Below are 14,802 nucleotides of genomic sequence, written 5' to 3'. Positions count from 1 at the left end.
ATATTCATGGCACAGCATATCGTAATCAGCAGCGGGGATATCAACGGCATCGGCCCTGAGATTATCCTCAAAGCCCTCAAAACAGACAGGCTGAACGACCACACGGCCACCATTTTATCCGCCCCGGAAGTCATCGAATATTACTGTTCACTGCTTGATATCAATCTTGCCTGGCATCAGATCCCAGCGATTGATGAAGCGCGCCCGGGCAGGGTTAATGTCCTGGATTGTTATGACGAAAATGAACCGGTCTCTATTACGCCCGGCGTGCTGAGTAAACAAGCCGGAGGCTATGCCATGAAAGCGGTGGAATGCGGTCTTGAGCTTTGCAAAAGGGGAGCTGCTGATGCCATGGTTACCGCCCCGATCTCTAAAGAAGCTGTCAACCGAGCGGGGTACCATATTCCGGGGCATACCGAATTTCTGGCCGAAAACACCGGGACTAAGGACTTCCTGATGATGCTGGTCAATGATGGTTTACGCGTTGGACTGGCCACCATCCATATTCCCATTTCAGCAGTGCCGGAAGCTTTGAATAAACGCATCATTGAGCGCCGGGTCAAACTGATGCACCAGAGCTTGCACGTTGATTTTGGCATTGCTGTGCCCCGCATCGCTGTTTTGGGACTAAACCCCCATGCCGGTGACGGTGGAATTATAGGAAACGAAGAACGTGACATTATTAGCCCCGCCCTTGAGTCACTAAAGAAGGCAGGCATCACCGCTTCGGGCCCCTACCCCGCCGACGGTTTTTTTGGCAATAAAAAATATGACAACTTTGATGGAATACTGGCGATGTATCATGACCAGGGGCTTATTCCTTTCAAAACACTTTCTTTCGGGGCCGGAGTCAATTTTACGGCGGGTCTTCCCATTATACGAACCTCTCCCGATCATGGTACGGCCTTTGACATTGCAGGCAAAGGGCAGGCTGATGCCTCCTCTTTTAAACAAGCACTGAGTTTGGCAATAGCGTTATCTGTCAACAGGAAGAGAGAGGCCTCGGGATGAATTCCATGGCAACAGAAAAACCTGCATATACCACCCTGGCAGCCATCTATGATGCGGTGATGGAAGAAGTAAATTATGATTTCTGGGCGGACTATATCGATGCGCTCATGCTCAGCCATCATCCTCATCCCAAAACCGTTATGGAGCTGGCCTGCGGTACGGGCTCGCTGGCACTTTCGCTGGATGAACTTGAGTGTTATGATATATGGGGAACCGACAAATCGCCCCAGATGATTGCACGGGCCCGCGAAAAGAACCGGCAGCGAATGTGCGGAGTAGACTTTTCAGTGATGGATTTCCTGGACATAACCATGAGCCGCACTTTTGATGTGGTTTTCTGCGTTTTTGACAGTATTAACTACCTGCACACTCCCGAAGAAATCATCCGTTTTTTAAATCAGTGCCAGAAACTGTTGACACCGCAGAGTCTGCTCATTTTTGACTTTACCACCCCGGTTAATTCCATGGAAGCCATCAATTATCTTCACAATGAGGAAGGTATCACGGAAAATAATTTTCGATTCTATAGAAGCAGTACCTATAATAGAGACGAGCAGGTTCACACCAACAAATTTAAAATTCAGAAGCTGGCCACGGATCAGGAGACGGTTTTGGATGAGTGTATCGAAACCCATCGTCAAAAAATATATACCCTGCAGCAGATGCTTGCTATTATCAATCAAACGGCGTATAACATACGGGCAAAATACAGCGACTTCGAGTTCGAGGAAGCAGATGATGAAAGTTTAAGAATAACGATGGTATTACAATGTCCCAACACTCAGTAATAGAATTTAACAATGTTTCGGTTACCTATGATTACCGAACAGTTCTCGATAATATCAGTTTCCAGCTGGGAAATGGAGAATTTTCTTACCTGATCGGTCAAACCGGTGCCGGGAAGAGCTCTTTTTTACGACTGATCTACAGAGATCTGGTCCCGGACACCGGCACCGTACGCGTTGCTGATTTCGATGTCACCTCCATATCCAAGAAACAAATCCCCTATCTGCGGCGGCGGCTGGGAATTGTCTTCCAGGACTTTCAACTTCTGCCGGACCGAACGGTCTACGAGAATGTGGCTTTTTCATTGAAAGTCACAGGGAACAAAAAAAGCTACATTAAGCAGCGTGTACTGGAGGTGCTGGGAATGGTTGGCCTGAGCCACAAGCGAAAGAGCATGCCTGAGGATCTTTCCGGTGGCGAACAGCAGCGCGTTGTTATCGCCCGTTCTCTGGCTAACGAGCCTCGTATAATGCTGGCCGACGAACCTACCGGAAATCTGGATCCGAAAGCCTCCGCCTCGATCATGAAATTGCTTGAAAAGATTAATCACCGCGGCATGGCGGTGTTGATGGTTACCCATGATTATGATACGGTCAAACAGTACCCCTACCGGACGCTGAAGCTTGAAAATGGCCGGCTCTCGGAAGTGGATCCCCGGCAGCTGTAAGGTACCGGATTCAATTCCCCTGTCCATGCAACCAGCACAGGGAACGTGGCTCAACTCATGGAAACCGCAACGAAAACCAACCAGGAGCATGAATCTGGCCCAACGCACAAAACGAGTCCGCGAAGAAGCACTGCGCCTTGGCTTTGACGCCTGCGGCTTCGCCAAGGCGGGGCGGCTGGAAACGGAAGAGCGGCGGCTTGAAGAATGGCTGAACCAGGGGCGTCACGGTATGATGCACTGGATGGAGAATCATTTTGACAAACGCGTTGACCCGACCAGGCTTGTCCCCGGCTCCAGATCGGTTGTTTCCGTGATTGGAAGTTATTTTCATCCTGACCACAGGCGGCAGCAGCAACAGGGCGACCGGCCCAAAATTGCCAAGTATGCGCAGGGACGAGACTATCACAAAGTATATAAGAAGAAACTCAAGAAACTCTTCTCTTTTACTGAAGAATTGCTGGGAGAACTACACGGCCGGGTGTTTGTTGATTCCGCACCGGTACTTGACAAAGCCTGGGCCGTCAGGGCCGGCCTGGGATGGATTGGAAAGAATTCCAACCTGCTCAACAAGAATGTGGGTTCATTCCTCTTTATTGGGGAAATGATTGTTGATGCCGATTTCCTGTACAGTACCCAAGTAACCGATCATTGCGGCAGCTGTACCCGTTGTATTGATGCCTGTCCGACAAATGCCATCTATGAGCCTTATCGCGTGGATGGCAGCAAGTGTATCTCCTATCATACCATAGAGCTCAAAGAGCGGATCCCCGAAGAATACCGCGACAGCATCGGCCAGTGGTTGTATGGTTGTGATATCTGCCAGGATGTTTGTCCCTGGAACCGGGATGCCAAATATAGCCAGATGGAGGATCTGTATCCCCGTCAGAAAATCCTGGATCATGACATCAATTTCTGGAAGGAATTGGATAACCAACAGTACGACGCCCTTTTCGAGGGAAGCGCCATGCGGAGGGCGAAATTTGAAAAATACAAGGACAATGTAGCAGCCGTAGCAGAAAATATGAATGCAGGCAGTTAACCGGCTGAGAGAGGAGCATTCCTGATTATGCCTGGGAGCCGTTATGTTCTCTCTGTATGGGTGGTGAACCGGGTTAAAACCGACTTCTTTTGTCTTTTAATGCCTTGTATAGCATCTCACGGGCCCGGAAAATGTGAGCCTTGACCGTCCCCAGAGGCTTGTCGAGCACTTCTGAAATTTCCTGGTAGGTCTTTTCTTCCATATGTCGCAGCTCGATCACCCTGCGGTATTTTTGGGGCAGATCCTCAATGGCTTCACGCACCATCTGCTTGCGCTGACTGCGAATGATTTCCCGGTCGGTACGGGCTGTGTCGTCGGGAAGCTGCATCTCCATCTCCCCGCTCTTCGTTTTTACCGGCTCATCAATAGAAAGCGTTCGAAGTTTCTTTTTACGCAGGTAATCGATCGTATGGTTGGTCGCAATGCGATACAGCCAGGTAGAAAAAGCATAGCTTGTATTATAGCTATTCAGGTTGTCAAAAGCCTTGACAAAGGTTTCCTGCACCAAATCCTCGATCTGTTCCCGGTCCTTCACCATCTTCCTGATATGGTAATGGAGCGCCCGCTGGTACTTGTCGACCAGTTTTTTATAGGAACCTTCATTCCCTCCCTTGGCCTCCTTGACCAGCTTATCATCCTCGAGGCTGCTTTCTGAAGCATTCTCGCGGGTGGTTTCTGAAACTTTGGTATTGCTCCCGTTTGTATCTGACATTCCTTCGTCGGGCCGTAACTATTGGTTGTTATTAACGGCTTAAAACTTACTGAAAGTGTCGCTTTATTCCCATTCTAATTTTTTTGATCCAAAATGATCTGATTTTACTGATCCTCACGTATATAAAGTGTAATGCAAGAAATCTGCAGGATCTTCTCGCCGAAAGGATGTTGCAGACAAGGGAACTACCCTACTAATCACTAACTTAAATTAACCCATTACAAAATGAAAAAAATAATAGTAACAAGTTGTGTTCTTTTCGGTTTGTTGTTTGCTTTCAATTCATCAAGCTATGCCCAGGAATCCTCACCCCTTTCCATTGGTGGTGGTATAAAATATGGCTCTGAGGTAGAAGCAATTGGTATTCAGGCTGGTGCCCAATACGCATTCACACCAGAAATAAGCGGACATGCTGATTTTTCAATTTTCTTCCCGGAAAACTATGATTGGTGGGCCCTTAACATAAACGGTCATTATAATTTCCTGGCCGATGAAGACATGAAAGTCTACGGTCTGGCGGGTCTCAATTATGCTACCCTTAACATCTCATACGATCTGGGTGAATTTGGATCCGGTTCCGTATCCAGTTCTGAATTGGGCCTCAACCTGGGCGGTGGAGCTGAGTTTGGAATGGATTTTGCCAATATATTTACAGAACTGAAATATGTTCTTGGCAATGCCGACCAGCTGGCTCTGTCTGCCGGCCTGCGATTCGGTATCTAATAAACGGTACATACCACCACCATGCAAGGCTCCTCGCAATGAGGGGCCTTTTTTTTTAGGAATCGTACACTATGGCCCCGTGCCGAATCCCGCCCGTGGAAACGGTAACAGATTGAAAGTCGTAGTGTTCCATGACCCCTTCCAGGATTAACAATCCCGCCAGAAAGATATCTGCACGCCCCTCCAACACCGCAGGATAACGAGCGGCCAGATCATCTGTAGGAATGGAACTGAAATTACTGATATAGTCTCGGATGACAGACAGGCATAAGGAGTACCCATTAAGCCGACCGCTCTCATAGATACTGAGCTCCTGGTCAATAAATGCCAGTGACGTAACCGTGCCTGCCACTCCAATCAATCGGGGATGATTATCAAAATCAAACGGACGTTCTAAAAGCATTTTCAAAATGGCCTGCCTGGCAGTATCCATTTGTAGAGGCGTCGGGGGATCAGTTGTAAGAAAACGTTCTGTAAAACGTACACAGCCCATATCAAAGGAATGCCGGTCGATAATTTCTTCTCTCTGGCCCCAGGCTATCTCAGTACTCCCGCCCCCGATATCAAGTACGACCACGGGCTCTTCTTCAAAAGTATGGTCAAGTACACTCTGAGCTCCAAGGAACGTATAGCCTGCCTCCTCCCCGCCATTGAGAATGTGTACTTCCAGGCCGGTTTCCTGTTTCACTTTTTCAATAAACAGCCTTCGGTTGGCGGCATCGCGCACTGCACTGGTAGCCGTGATAATGGGATTATCACATTCAGGGTAATGCAGTTGCAGAAAATGGTAATATTCCCTGATAATAGCCCCAACCCGGCTCATGGCTTCCCCGGAAAGATTTTTCTGGCTGTCAACATCACGACCGAGTCGTGGCATCCGCTGTAGCTCCTCCAGGACATCGAATTCACTTCCACTCTTCTGTTGCACAACAAGCAGAAGCACCGTATTTGTACCTATGTCAATGGCAGCTTTAATCATTTCTTTCTCTTCGCGTGGACGGCGATCCACTCATTTTCCTGTTGAAGACTGATAATTTCAAAATGGGCTTTCAATTTATTCCTTACTACATCCTCGTCATCTTCCTGAAGCCCCGATAGCAGCAGGTTCCCTTTCTCACCAAGTGCCTCTGTAAAAGCGGGCAGCAGCTCAAGAATGACGTTACGTTGGATATTGGCCATCAAAAGATCTGCCTTTTCCTCCGCTTGGATAACCTCGGCCGATCCCTTCCGGAGTGTTATCCTGGACTTTACCCCGTTGAGCAGGATATTTTCCCGAGCATTCCCGATGCTCCACTCATCAATATCAAAGGCCAGCGCATGCCGGGCACCCAGCTTGACGGCGGCAATAGCTAGTATACCCGTGCCGGTACCGGCATCTATGAGGATATCATTTTTCTTCACCAGGGAGGGTAAAAAGTTAAGCATCAGCCGGGTGGTCTCGTGGTAGCCCGTGCCGAACGACATCTTGGGATCGATTTCAAGTAGTATCTTGCCTTCGGGCACAGGGTCGTCTGACCATGTCGGTTTAACAAAGAATTGGCCAATTTCCTGGGCCTTAATAGTCTGCTCCCACTCTTCGTTCCAGTTTTTGTCGCTTACCAATTCTTCTGTTTCAATAAAACCGTTTCCGGGAAAACCCGCCAGAAGCTGTTCTATCCGTTCCCGGTCGCCAACTCCGAGGCCTTCTTCTGTAATATATGCGATGATCGAGTTATCACGCTGTTCAAACCCGTCAAATCCCATATCAAAAAGTTCAGCGATAAACGGTTCCTGGTACTCATCATCAATCGCAATTACCAGTTTTATATATTTCATGAAGTGGCATTAAATAAACTATGGTTGGCATGTGTTAAGTCTGCAGCAGGCAGCGGAAGATCCGGATATCAATTATACGATACCCAACGCCGGCTTACATGCGGTTGTAAATCAATTCCGTCAGTATTTCACCGACGGCCTTCAGCGTATTTTTGTCAATAATATCCATATTATCATTGTGGGTATGCCAGTAGGGAGCAAACCCCATACCCCCGCGGTTGGGTTTATGGTGAATGATGTCGATGGTGGGGATGCCAAGAATACGATTGATGACAACATGATCATCCGAAATAGCATTCCCCTCCTGCTCCGGAAAGAGATGACCGTATCCCTCCTGCTCAGCAATAGACCACAATTCATTGACCAGCGCAGGTGCATACTGCATGGAATATTGTTCTTTGGGAAACAGCGCCTGACGCCCACCAACCATATCGAGCAAGATACTGAAGCGCGGGGCGTAACCCGGAACCGGGGGGTGTTGAGACCAATAGCGGGATCCCAGGAAATAGCGGTTCGTATCCCCTTCCCGTCCGTAGTCCTCCCCGTCGAAGAAAATGAGATCGACCCCTATAGGAGGAGGGTTTTCCTTGAAAATACGCGCAAGCTCCAGCAGTACGCCAACCCCGCTGCCCCCGTCATCAGCGCCGGGAATTGGTTGGTCTGCCTTTACCGAATCCCGGTCGGCCCGGGGCCGCGTATCCCAGTGTGCACAAAGCATAATGCGATCTGCCCGGCCGGGACTAAAGGCTGCAATAATATTGGTAAGCTGAAGGCTGTCGCCGCCATAACCTTCGGCCGTGAATTGCTGGGAATAGGCATTCCCGGTCCCTGCATAGGATTCCAGCTTTTCCATAAGATATGACTTTGTCTCCCTGTGGCCTTGCGAACCGGGGTTACGGGGACCAAAAGAAAGCTGGTCTGCAATGTACTGGTAGGCGCTGTCGGCTGAAAAAGCAGGAACCGTCCTGCCCTTCTTTTCAAAATTCAACCGCTGCTGATCTTCGCTGGTACATCCAAAAAACAGAAAGCAAGCCGCCAGGAATACAATTGAGAAAACGGATTTATTCATTATCCTGATAGACCATCGTTGCCGAGGACTGGTCAACCGGAAAGATAATGGTATCCATAATATTCACATGCGCTGGACGATTCGCCGTAAAATGGATAACTTCGGCAATATCCTGGCCAACCAGCGGCCGCATATCCTCATAAACCTGATCGGCCTTGCTTTTATCCCCGTCATAGCGAACCACACTGAATTCCGTTTCTACCAGGCCCGGCGAAACCATGCTTACACGCACTTTGGTGCCATGAAGATCCTTCTTGGTGGATTCTGTAAATGCTTTCACTGCGTGTTTGGTAGCAGTGTAGATAGACCCTCCCGGATAGCTCTCATGGCTTGCTATTGAACCGACATTAATAATATGACCCTCGTTGCGCTTCTTCATCCCGGGGGCAATAAGACGGGTCATGGTCACCAGGCCCTTGATGTTGGTATCAATCATCAGGTCCCAGTCAGCCAGATCCGCATTGAACACAGCATCGACACCTTTGGCTAGGCCTGCATTGTTTACCAAAATATCGACCGGCTGAGTCAGGTTATCAACCATTTTTTTACAGGCATCCACATCCCGGACATCAAAAGCAGCCGTCTGTGTTTCAATATCATGTTCCGACTCAGAGCATATGGTTTCCGCGATTTCTTCAAGTCGTTCCCTCCGGCGTCCCGTAAGCATGAGGTTACAACCTGCATTCCCAAAAGCCCGGGCCGTTGCCGCTCCGATGCCGGATGTGGCACCGGTAATCACCGCATACTTGTTCAAGAGTCTGTTTTCCATAGCTTTGACTAAGATATTGTGGATTAACCTTTAACGCCCAGCCGCGCGGTTGTTTCAGGATGACCCGCCAAGCACTTGGGCGTTGCGGGTCGCCAATCAGGACACAGTTTTGATCACCCCGACCGCCGGAGGTCTCCGGGATAATATAGTTAGCCGGTACTCTTTTTATTCACTCAGCTGTTCCACCAGTCGAGCCGCGTTGAAGAGTTTTCCCTCTTCAAACGTGTTGGCCATAAACTGCATGCCATACGGCAGTCCATTGGTGTGAACTCCCGCCGGTATGTTGATACCACATATACCGGCCAGGTTGGCTGAAATGGTATAGATATCATTGAGATACATCTGCAGTGGATTCTCAATATTAGCTCCTATGTCGAAGGCGGTGGTAGGCGCTGTAGGTGAAACGATAACATCCACCTCTTCAAAGGCACTGGTAAAATCCTCCTTGATTAGTCGTCTTACTTTCTGTGCCTTTGCATAATAGGCATCATAATAACCGGCACTCAGTACATAGGTGCCCAGCATGATACGCCGCTTCACCTCTTGGCCAAAACCCTCGGTGCGGCTTTTCTTGTAAAGTCGTATGAGCGGTGAATCGACATCATCGAGCTGTGCTCCAAGCTCCACTTTTTTGTCCCCTCCCGCCAGTTTCATCTGTTCCTTTATCGCTTCTTCCTCTTGCTTAAGCTCCTTCTCAACCTCTTCGATATCGGCCCGGTGGCCATACCGGATGCCGTCATAGCGGGCAAGGTTGCTTGAAGCCTCTGCCGTTGCCAGTATATAGTAGGTGGCAATTCCATATTTCATATGAGGAAGATGGATGGGTACCAGTTCTGCCCCCGCCTCTTCCAGTTCTGCCAGTCGTCCACGGATGCCTTCCCGGATTTCATCGTCCAGACCTTCCCCGAAATATTCTTCCGGCACGCCAATGCGAATATTGGCGTCCGGTCTGTCAACAAATCGTTGATAGTCTGGTACGGCCCGGCTGGATGATGTATTATCATTTTCGTCGTGACCGGCCAGCGTCTCCAGCATTATCGCCGCATCCTTGACGCTATGAGTCAGGGGCCCAATGCAGTCGAAAGAAGAAGCATAGGCGATAAGGCCGTATCGGGACACACGTCCGTATGTAGGCTTGAGCCCCACCACTCCGCAGTACGAGGCCGGCTGGCGAATAGAACCGCCGGTATCGGTACCCAGTGAAGCCGTACAGAAGTCAGCAGCGACGGCCGCCGCACTTCCTCCGGAAGAACCGCCCGGTACCTTCGAAGCATCCACCGGGTTGTGAGTGGGGCCATAGATGGTGTTCTCATTGGAGGAGCCCATTGCAAATTCATCCATATTCAAGCGTCCCAATAAAATAGCGTCTTCATCTCGTAGCCTTTCTATAACAGTGGCATCGTAGACGCTTTCAAAGTTGGCAAGAATATTAGATGCACAGGTCGCCTGTTTGTCTTTTTCGCAGATCAAATCTTTGATGCCGACAACCATGCCTGCCAGCTTGCCGGCTGTGCCCTGTTCAATACGTTCCTGGACTTCACCGGCTCTTTTAAGTGCAGTTTCTTTGTCAAGGCTTACAACAGCGTTAATCTTATCATTACGCTGTTCAATATTTTGGATATAGTTTTGTACAACATCTGTTACGGATAGCTCACCCGTATCCAAAGAGGTACGGATCTGGCTTAAATCTGAAAAACTCAAGAATGATTTTAATTTAGTTAACTTTGCTTTCTTCGGTTTTCTCGCTTGACTGGGTTTTATCTGTAGATCCAAGTCCCTCTTTTTCACCTTGTTCAAGCTCCTGCTTGATCTGGTCTGAGGCCTTGCGAAACTCGTTCATTCCCTGTCCAATTCCACGAGCGAGCTCTGGAATACGCTTTGCTCCAAAGAAAAGCAGAATAACCATCAGGACAATTAAAATCTCCATGCCGCCGAAACTTCCCATAAAATATTCCTCGTTATTTTAAGTTTATTGGTTATAAAGTGGAAAGATAAGAATTATTTTGTAGATCTTTCAGTTATAGTTGGAAAAAATAATTGCATTTTCGTTAAAAAATGAGTTGAATTTAATGTGCGAAACCTTTGTTAAGGTTTTATGAAATTCTAAGAATTAAAAATTAAGTACTTCTATTTATGATTTGGACAGTTGAATTAGCTGCAACATTAGACGACGCACCCTTCCCCGCAACCCGAGAAGAACTCATTGAATGGGCAGAGCGTAATGGTGCGCCTCAACAGGTGCTTGACAATCTGTATGATCTGGAAGAGATTGAAGAGGGAGAGGATGTTATATATGAGGATATGGAAGATATCTGGCCCGACTATATTGGCAAAGAAGATTTTTTCCATAATGAACAGGATGAAGGATTCGATTACGACGACGTTTAAATCCTTCCCTCGTAATAATATAGCATTTAACAAAACGGTTGCATGAGTGGTTCGTGCAACCGTTTTTTATGAATCTTCAAAGCACTGATCCTTTTGAAACAGATTAATGCCGTAAACAGGCTGAACCGGTATTTACTATCCGGCATGGTTGGAATAATGCTATGGGGAATGACCAATACCGGCCAGGCTCAAAACAGCAGCGTCTCCGGCGACACCACGGATCATGTCGTGCGGGTGATCCGATTTGTAGGTAATGACAACATCAAGGATAATACCCTTGAAACCCTCATCCGTACCCAAACCAACCGTGAGTTCCTTGGTATTCCCCGCTTCACTCCCTGGTATTTTATCTGGAAACTCACCAAAAAATTCGGGGAGCCTCCCTCCTTTCTGAATCGTGAAACAGTGGCCAATGACATTGAACGCATACAGCGCTATTACCGAAGCGTGGGGTTCCTGAAAGCCTCTGTTGACACAAACATCGTAGAGTTCAAAAAAAACCGGGTGGAAGTCTCCTTTCTCATCAACGAGGGGGAACCGTCAACAATACAGACCGTCGCCTATACCGGCATGCCCTCTTTCGAAGACTCCACGCGGGTACCTGAGTTTTATGATGACAGTCCCCTTACCCGGGAGCGTATTGATGATACGACCTACTCCCACAACCGGCGCTATTCGGAAAACGCACTGACGCAGGAGCGTGCCCGGATTATCACCTTCCTGAAGAACAATGGCTATGCGGCCGTACAGAATGATTCCATCTCGGTATTAATGCGGCGGGATCCTCAGAACAAGCACCAGATGGATGCTCTCTTCACCATCAATCCGGGACGCAAGTATACCTTCGGCGACCTCCACATCAGCCTGGCCGGACCGGGCGATTCCGTCAGTTACTCTCAGCAGGATACCGTCCAGCGGCCGGAACTTACCACTGACGAAAATAAAATGTACCTACAGAAAGAACCGTCCGCCCAGACTAATTTCAGCCTCCTCACCGACCAGATCCTCTTCAAGCCGGGCGACACCTTTGACAATTCGCTGTACATACGAACGGTTAACGAGTTTCAAAACCTGGGCATGCTCTCGATCCAGCAGTTCGGCCTGAGTGAGGATGGATCGCTGCCCGATTATTCCAAGGAGGAGCTGCCCGTTATGTTTTCACTGAAATCTCTTCCCAAGCATTCTATCAACGTCAATGTTTTCGGTATGCGACGCTATGGGTACGGCTCAGGGGCGGGACTAACCTATACCAACAACAACCTCTTTGGGAAGGCAGAGAATTTGCAGCTTAGCCTGAACGGAAGCTTTGAATACGTAAGTTCCGAAACCATTCGTGATATCGCTCCTGATTCCGCTTCGGGCCCTGTGGAGGGAGGGTTTTTCCAAAACTTTGACGCCCGGGCCGAATATACACTCCCGCGGCTCATTTTTCCCTTTGTCTTCCTGGATGACAATGCTTCATTCTCCAACTCCAGGACGCGCTATGGTCTTTCCTTTACCCGGTCAGACCAGCTGCTCTTTGACATTAATTCCGATATTCGGTTCAACCTCCGGTATGAAGTTAACCACAACAACCGCTTTTCCAGCTACCTTGACCTTATTGAGCTGGATTTGCTGGATACCAACCCTTCTACCCAGTTCCGGCAGTCGCTGAAAGAGAAGTTCGGGGAAAATTCCTTTGAGTACCAGCGTATCCTGGAAGACTTCCGCCCCCAGGTCTCCTCCATACTGCGCTATACTTTTCAGAGTAAGCGAACGGACCTCATCAAACGAAATTATGGATACTTCAGTGAATATTCAGCGGCTGTGGGGGGGAATATTCCCTACCTGGCTGACCGTCTTATTGTTACCCCGGATACGCTTGAAGGCAACCTCCCCCCTATCATTCCTTCGAGTCAGAACAGCCTGGCTTACAGTCGTTTTTTAAAAGGGACGGCCGATTATCGGCGCTATATCCCGATATCAAATCACGGTGTCTTTGCTTACCGGGGCTTTCTTGGGTTGGCTTTGCCCTACGGAAAGAGTAATTCCCTGCCGCTGAATCAGCGGTTCTACGCCGGCGGGACCAACGATATCCGGGGCTGGAATATTTACAGCCTGGGTCCCGGAAGCATCCCACTGGATGAGGTAACCATCAGTGGTGGTGAGATAAAATTGCTTGCACAGACTGAAGTTCGCCAGCGTTTTATCAGCAATTTTTTATCATCAAACTGGGTCGCGGCCCTGTTTGCTGATGCCGGAAATATCTGGTACGGACCACGGACGGAATTTCCATCAACTTCCCAAAGCTCAGCCGAAACCGTTGCAAATCAACGCCGGCTGCTGGAGATGGGTAAATTTAAATTTGATCAATTTTATAACCAGATTGCAGTAGGTTCAGGTGCAGGTCTTCGCATTGACTGGGAATACATTGTCATTCGTTTTGACTTTGCATTCCGCATTCATGATTTACAGCAAGGGTGGTTTAATAATAAAAAACTTTATTTCAGCTTTGGCATCGGCCACTCGTTCTAGAACAGGGGGCACCTTTTCATCATTTTTAATGTTTATACAGCTTTGACACGCTTCTGGAACAATACATAACAATCACATTCAATTGGCAAGTAAATTCAGCGACAGTGTGCAGAAAAGGTATGACTATATTATAGCAGGCGCCGGTGCCTCGGGACTCTCACTGGCCTGGCACATGCTTCATTCCCCGATAGCTGAAAAGAACATACTGATCGTTGATGCTGACCTGACCCCGGAGAACGATAAGACCTGGTGTTTTTGGTATTCTGGAACGCCTCCCTATGCAGATCTTATTTACAAGAAATGGACAACCATTGAAATAGGCCTTTCCTCCGAGCGTATTGCACAATCTGTTGATGAATATCACTACTATGGACTGCGAAGTGTCGATTTCAAGCGTACGGTCTTGGAAGCTGTTGGTGCCCACCGGAACTTCGATCTTTTTCAAGGATCAATAAAACAGCTCAGCTGCAGCCCCTCTGAAGAGGTGGCGGTGCTTGATACCGAAGAGCAAAGCTTTGAAGCTGATTATATTTTCCAAAGCTGCCTGGAACCTCCCGGCTTCAAGGAGGAAGCCATTCATTACCCTCTGAAACAACATTTTCTGGGCTGGGAACTCACTGTTGACAAGCCGGTTTTTGACGATTCCACTTGTGTGTTGATGGACTTTGACAAAACATTCACCGAGGGGGTCTCCTTTATGTATATGCTTCCCTGGAGCTCCAAGTCAGGACTGCTGGAGTATACAGTCTTCTCCGGTCAGCTGCTTGAGAAAAAAGCCTATGAGAATAAGATCACACGTTATCTTGACAACCGCTTTGGCCTGAGTCCGGGAGATTATCAAATCTCACGAATCGAACGAGGGGTCATTCCCATGCAGGACCGCCCCGTAATTCCATGGTATACTTCCCGTGTTTTAAACCTGGGCACCCAGGGTGGTCTAACCAAGCCATCCACCGGCTACACCTTCAGCCGTATTCAGGATCAGGCCCGGGCCATCGTGGAGGGACTTCTTTCGCATGGTGCACCGGGCACCCCTGCGGTTTCATCCTTTCGCTTTAAAGCCTATGATCTGTGGCTCCTGGACATTCTCTATACCCAGCCCCGGGAAGCACTGAATGTGTTCCATCATCTCTTCACGAATAATTCAATGGATGAGATATTCCGGTTTCTCAACGAAGACTCCAGCCCATTCGAAGACCTGAAAATTATGGCAAGTGTTCCATACCTTCCTTTCCTGAGAGCCATCTGGCGAAGTCGCAAACGGCTGATGGAAATTTAGGCTTGTCTGAAATACAGCCCATTATGAATG

The 14,802-nt window shown here is 48.5% G+C and carries 15 protein-coding genes; 8 read left to right on the top strand and 7 right to left on the bottom strand.

Annotated features, from left to right (window positions below; all coding sequences use genetic code 11):
• Positions 1-6 precede the first annotated feature (6 nt).
• The 4 genes from pdxA to queG all read left to right on the top strand — a co-directional run bounded on the left by pdxA (position 7) and on the right by queG (position 3,503).
• A complete protein-coding gene (pdxA, locus tag FN808_RS11095; RefSeq protein WP_142714668.1) occupies positions 7-1,011 on the top strand; it encodes a 4-hydroxythreonine-4-phosphate dehydrogenase PdxA in 1,005 nt (334 codons plus the stop codon).
• Positions 1,012-1,016: 5 nt separating this feature from the next.
• A complete protein-coding gene (locus FN808_RS11090; protein WP_185958358.1) occupies positions 1,017-1,799 on the top strand; it encodes a class I SAM-dependent DNA methyltransferase in 783 nt (260 codons plus the stop codon).
• Positions 1,781-2,464 (top strand): cell division ATP-binding protein FtsE, encoded by a 684-nt coding sequence (gene ftsE, locus FN808_RS11085; protein ID WP_142714666.1) that lies wholly within the window; start codon positions 1,781-1,783, stop codon positions 2,462-2,464. Before FN808_RS11090 ends, ftsE begins: the two co-directional genes overlap by 19 nt.
• 88 nt (positions 2,465-2,552) lie before the next feature.
• Positions 2,553-3,503 (top strand): tRNA epoxyqueuosine(34) reductase QueG, encoded by a 951-nt coding sequence (queG, locus tag FN808_RS11080; RefSeq protein ID WP_142714665.1) that lies wholly within the window; start codon positions 2,553-2,555, stop codon positions 3,501-3,503.
• 73 nt (positions 3,504-3,576) lie between these two features.
• On the opposite strand, the gene FN808_RS11075 is transcribed toward queG, so the two are convergent.
• The gene (locus tag FN808_RS11075; protein ID WP_142714664.1) at positions 3,577-4,215 is read right to left on the bottom strand and encodes an RNA polymerase sigma factor; all 639 of its coding nucleotides are present in this window, start codon (positions 4,213-4,215) and stop codon (positions 3,577-3,579) included.
• A 225-nt stretch (positions 4,216-4,440) separates the two neighbouring features.
• Here FN808_RS11075 and FN808_RS11070 point away from each other — a divergent pair, with 225 nt between their 5' ends.
• The gene (locus FN808_RS11070; protein WP_142714663.1) at positions 4,441-4,938 is read left to right on the top strand and encodes an outer membrane protein; all 498 of its coding nucleotides are present in this window, start codon (positions 4,441-4,443) and stop codon (positions 4,936-4,938) included.
• A 55-nt stretch (positions 4,939-4,993) separates the two neighbouring features.
• Here FN808_RS11070 and FN808_RS11065 read toward each other — a convergent pair whose 3' ends face one another.
• The 6 genes from FN808_RS11065 to FN808_RS11040 form a co-directional block, all read right to left on the bottom strand.
• Positions 4,994-5,947 (bottom strand): Ppx/GppA phosphatase family protein, encoded by a 954-nt coding sequence (locus FN808_RS11065; protein ID WP_142714662.1) that lies wholly within the window; start codon positions 5,945-5,947, stop codon positions 4,994-4,996.
• Positions 5,914-6,753, bottom strand: coding sequence for a 50S ribosomal protein L11 methyltransferase (prmA, locus tag FN808_RS11060; RefSeq protein WP_142714661.1), 840 nt, complete (start codon positions 6,751-6,753; stop codon positions 5,914-5,916). Before prmA ends, FN808_RS11065 begins: the two co-directional genes overlap by 34 nt.
• Positions 6,754-6,847: 94 nt before the next feature.
• On the bottom strand, positions 6,848-7,822 hold the full coding sequence (locus FN808_RS11055) for a M28 family peptidase (RefSeq protein WP_142714660.1): 975 nt from the start codon (positions 7,820-7,822) through the stop codon (positions 6,848-6,850).
• Positions 7,815-8,591: an SDR family NAD(P)-dependent oxidoreductase gene (locus FN808_RS11050; protein ID WP_142714659.1), complete on the bottom strand. Its 777-nt coding sequence runs from the start codon at positions 8,589-8,591 to the stop codon at positions 7,815-7,817. The genes FN808_RS11055 and FN808_RS11050 overlap by 8 nt, the downstream gene beginning before the upstream one ends.
• Positions 8,592-8,756: 165 nt before the next feature.
• Positions 8,757-10,292 (bottom strand): amidase family protein, encoded by a 1,536-nt coding sequence (locus FN808_RS11045; RefSeq protein WP_142714658.1) that lies wholly within the window; start codon positions 10,290-10,292, stop codon positions 8,757-8,759.
• Between the two features lie 13 nt (positions 10,293-10,305).
• A complete protein-coding gene (locus FN808_RS11040) occupies positions 10,306-10,536 on the bottom strand; it encodes a Sec-independent protein translocase subunit TatA/TatB (RefSeq protein ID WP_142714657.1) in 231 nt (76 codons plus the stop codon).
• A 188-nt stretch (positions 10,537-10,724) separates the two neighbouring features.
• Between FN808_RS11040 and FN808_RS11035 the strand changes: the two genes are divergently transcribed.
• The 3 genes from FN808_RS11035 to FN808_RS11025 all read left to right on the top strand — a co-directional run bounded on the left by FN808_RS11035 (position 10,725) and on the right by FN808_RS11025 (position 14,772).
• A complete protein-coding gene (locus FN808_RS11035) occupies positions 10,725-10,979 on the top strand; it encodes a DUF2795 domain-containing protein (RefSeq protein WP_142714656.1) in 255 nt (84 codons plus the stop codon).
• Positions 10,980-11,072: 93 nt separating this feature from the next.
• Positions 11,073-13,493: a BamA/TamA family outer membrane protein gene (locus tag FN808_RS11030; RefSeq protein WP_246068340.1), complete on the top strand. Its 2,421-nt coding sequence runs from the start codon at positions 11,073-11,075 to the stop codon at positions 13,491-13,493.
• Between the two features lie 82 nt (positions 13,494-13,575).
• On the top strand, positions 13,576-14,772 hold the full coding sequence (locus FN808_RS11025) for a lycopene cyclase family protein (RefSeq protein WP_185958357.1): 1,197 nt from the start codon (positions 13,576-13,578) through the stop codon (positions 14,770-14,772).
• Positions 14,773-14,802 lie beyond the last annotated feature (30 nt).

This window comes from Fodinibius sediminis, assembly GCF_900182555.1.
Taxonomy (GTDB): domain Bacteria; phylum Bacteroidota; class Rhodothermia; order Balneolales; family Balneolaceae; genus Fodinibius; species Fodinibius sediminis.
This window is presented reverse-complemented; position numbering and strand designations above follow the sequence as displayed.

What these genes read in the sequence shown, in the direction of transcription:
- FN808_RS11035 (WP_142714656.1), top strand. Translation starts at nt 10,725, where the DNA reads ATGATTTGGACAGTTGAATTAGCTGCAACATTAGACGACGCACCCTTC.
- FN808_RS11070 (WP_142714663.1), top strand. Translation starts at nt 4,441, where the DNA reads ATGAAAAAAATAATAGTAACAAGTTGTGTTCTTTTCGGTTTGTTGTTT.
- ftsE (WP_142714666.1), top strand. Translation starts at nt 1,781, where the DNA reads ATGTCCCAACACTCAGTAATAGAATTTAACAATGTTTCGGTTACCTAT.
- queG (WP_142714665.1), top strand. Translation starts at nt 2,553, where the DNA reads ATGAATCTGGCCCAACGCACAAAACGAGTCCGCGAAGAAGCACTGCGC.
- prmA (WP_142714661.1), bottom strand. Translation starts at nt 6,753, where the DNA reads ATGAAATATATAAAACTGGTAATTGCGATTGATGATGAGTACCAGGAA.
- FN808_RS11090 (WP_185958358.1), top strand. Translation starts at nt 1,017, where the DNA reads ATGGCAACAGAAAAACCTGCATATACCACCCTGGCAGCCATCTATGAT.
- pdxA (WP_142714668.1), top strand. Translation starts at nt 7, where the DNA reads ATGGCACAGCATATCGTAATCAGCAGCGGGGATATCAACGGCATCGGC.
- FN808_RS11040 (WP_142714657.1), bottom strand. Translation starts at nt 10,536, where the DNA reads ATGGGAAGTTTCGGCGGCATGGAGATTTTAATTGTCCTGATGGTTATT.
- FN808_RS11055 (WP_142714660.1), bottom strand. Translation starts at nt 7,822, where the DNA reads ATGAATAAATCCGTTTTCTCAATTGTATTCCTGGCGGCTTGCTTTCTG.
- FN808_RS11050 (WP_142714659.1), bottom strand. Translation starts at nt 8,591, where the DNA reads ATGGAAAACAGACTCTTGAACAAGTATGCGGTGATTACCGGTGCCACA.
- FN808_RS11075 (WP_142714664.1), bottom strand. Translation starts at nt 4,215, where the DNA reads ATGTCAGATACAAACGGGAGCAATACCAAAGTTTCAGAAACCACCCGC.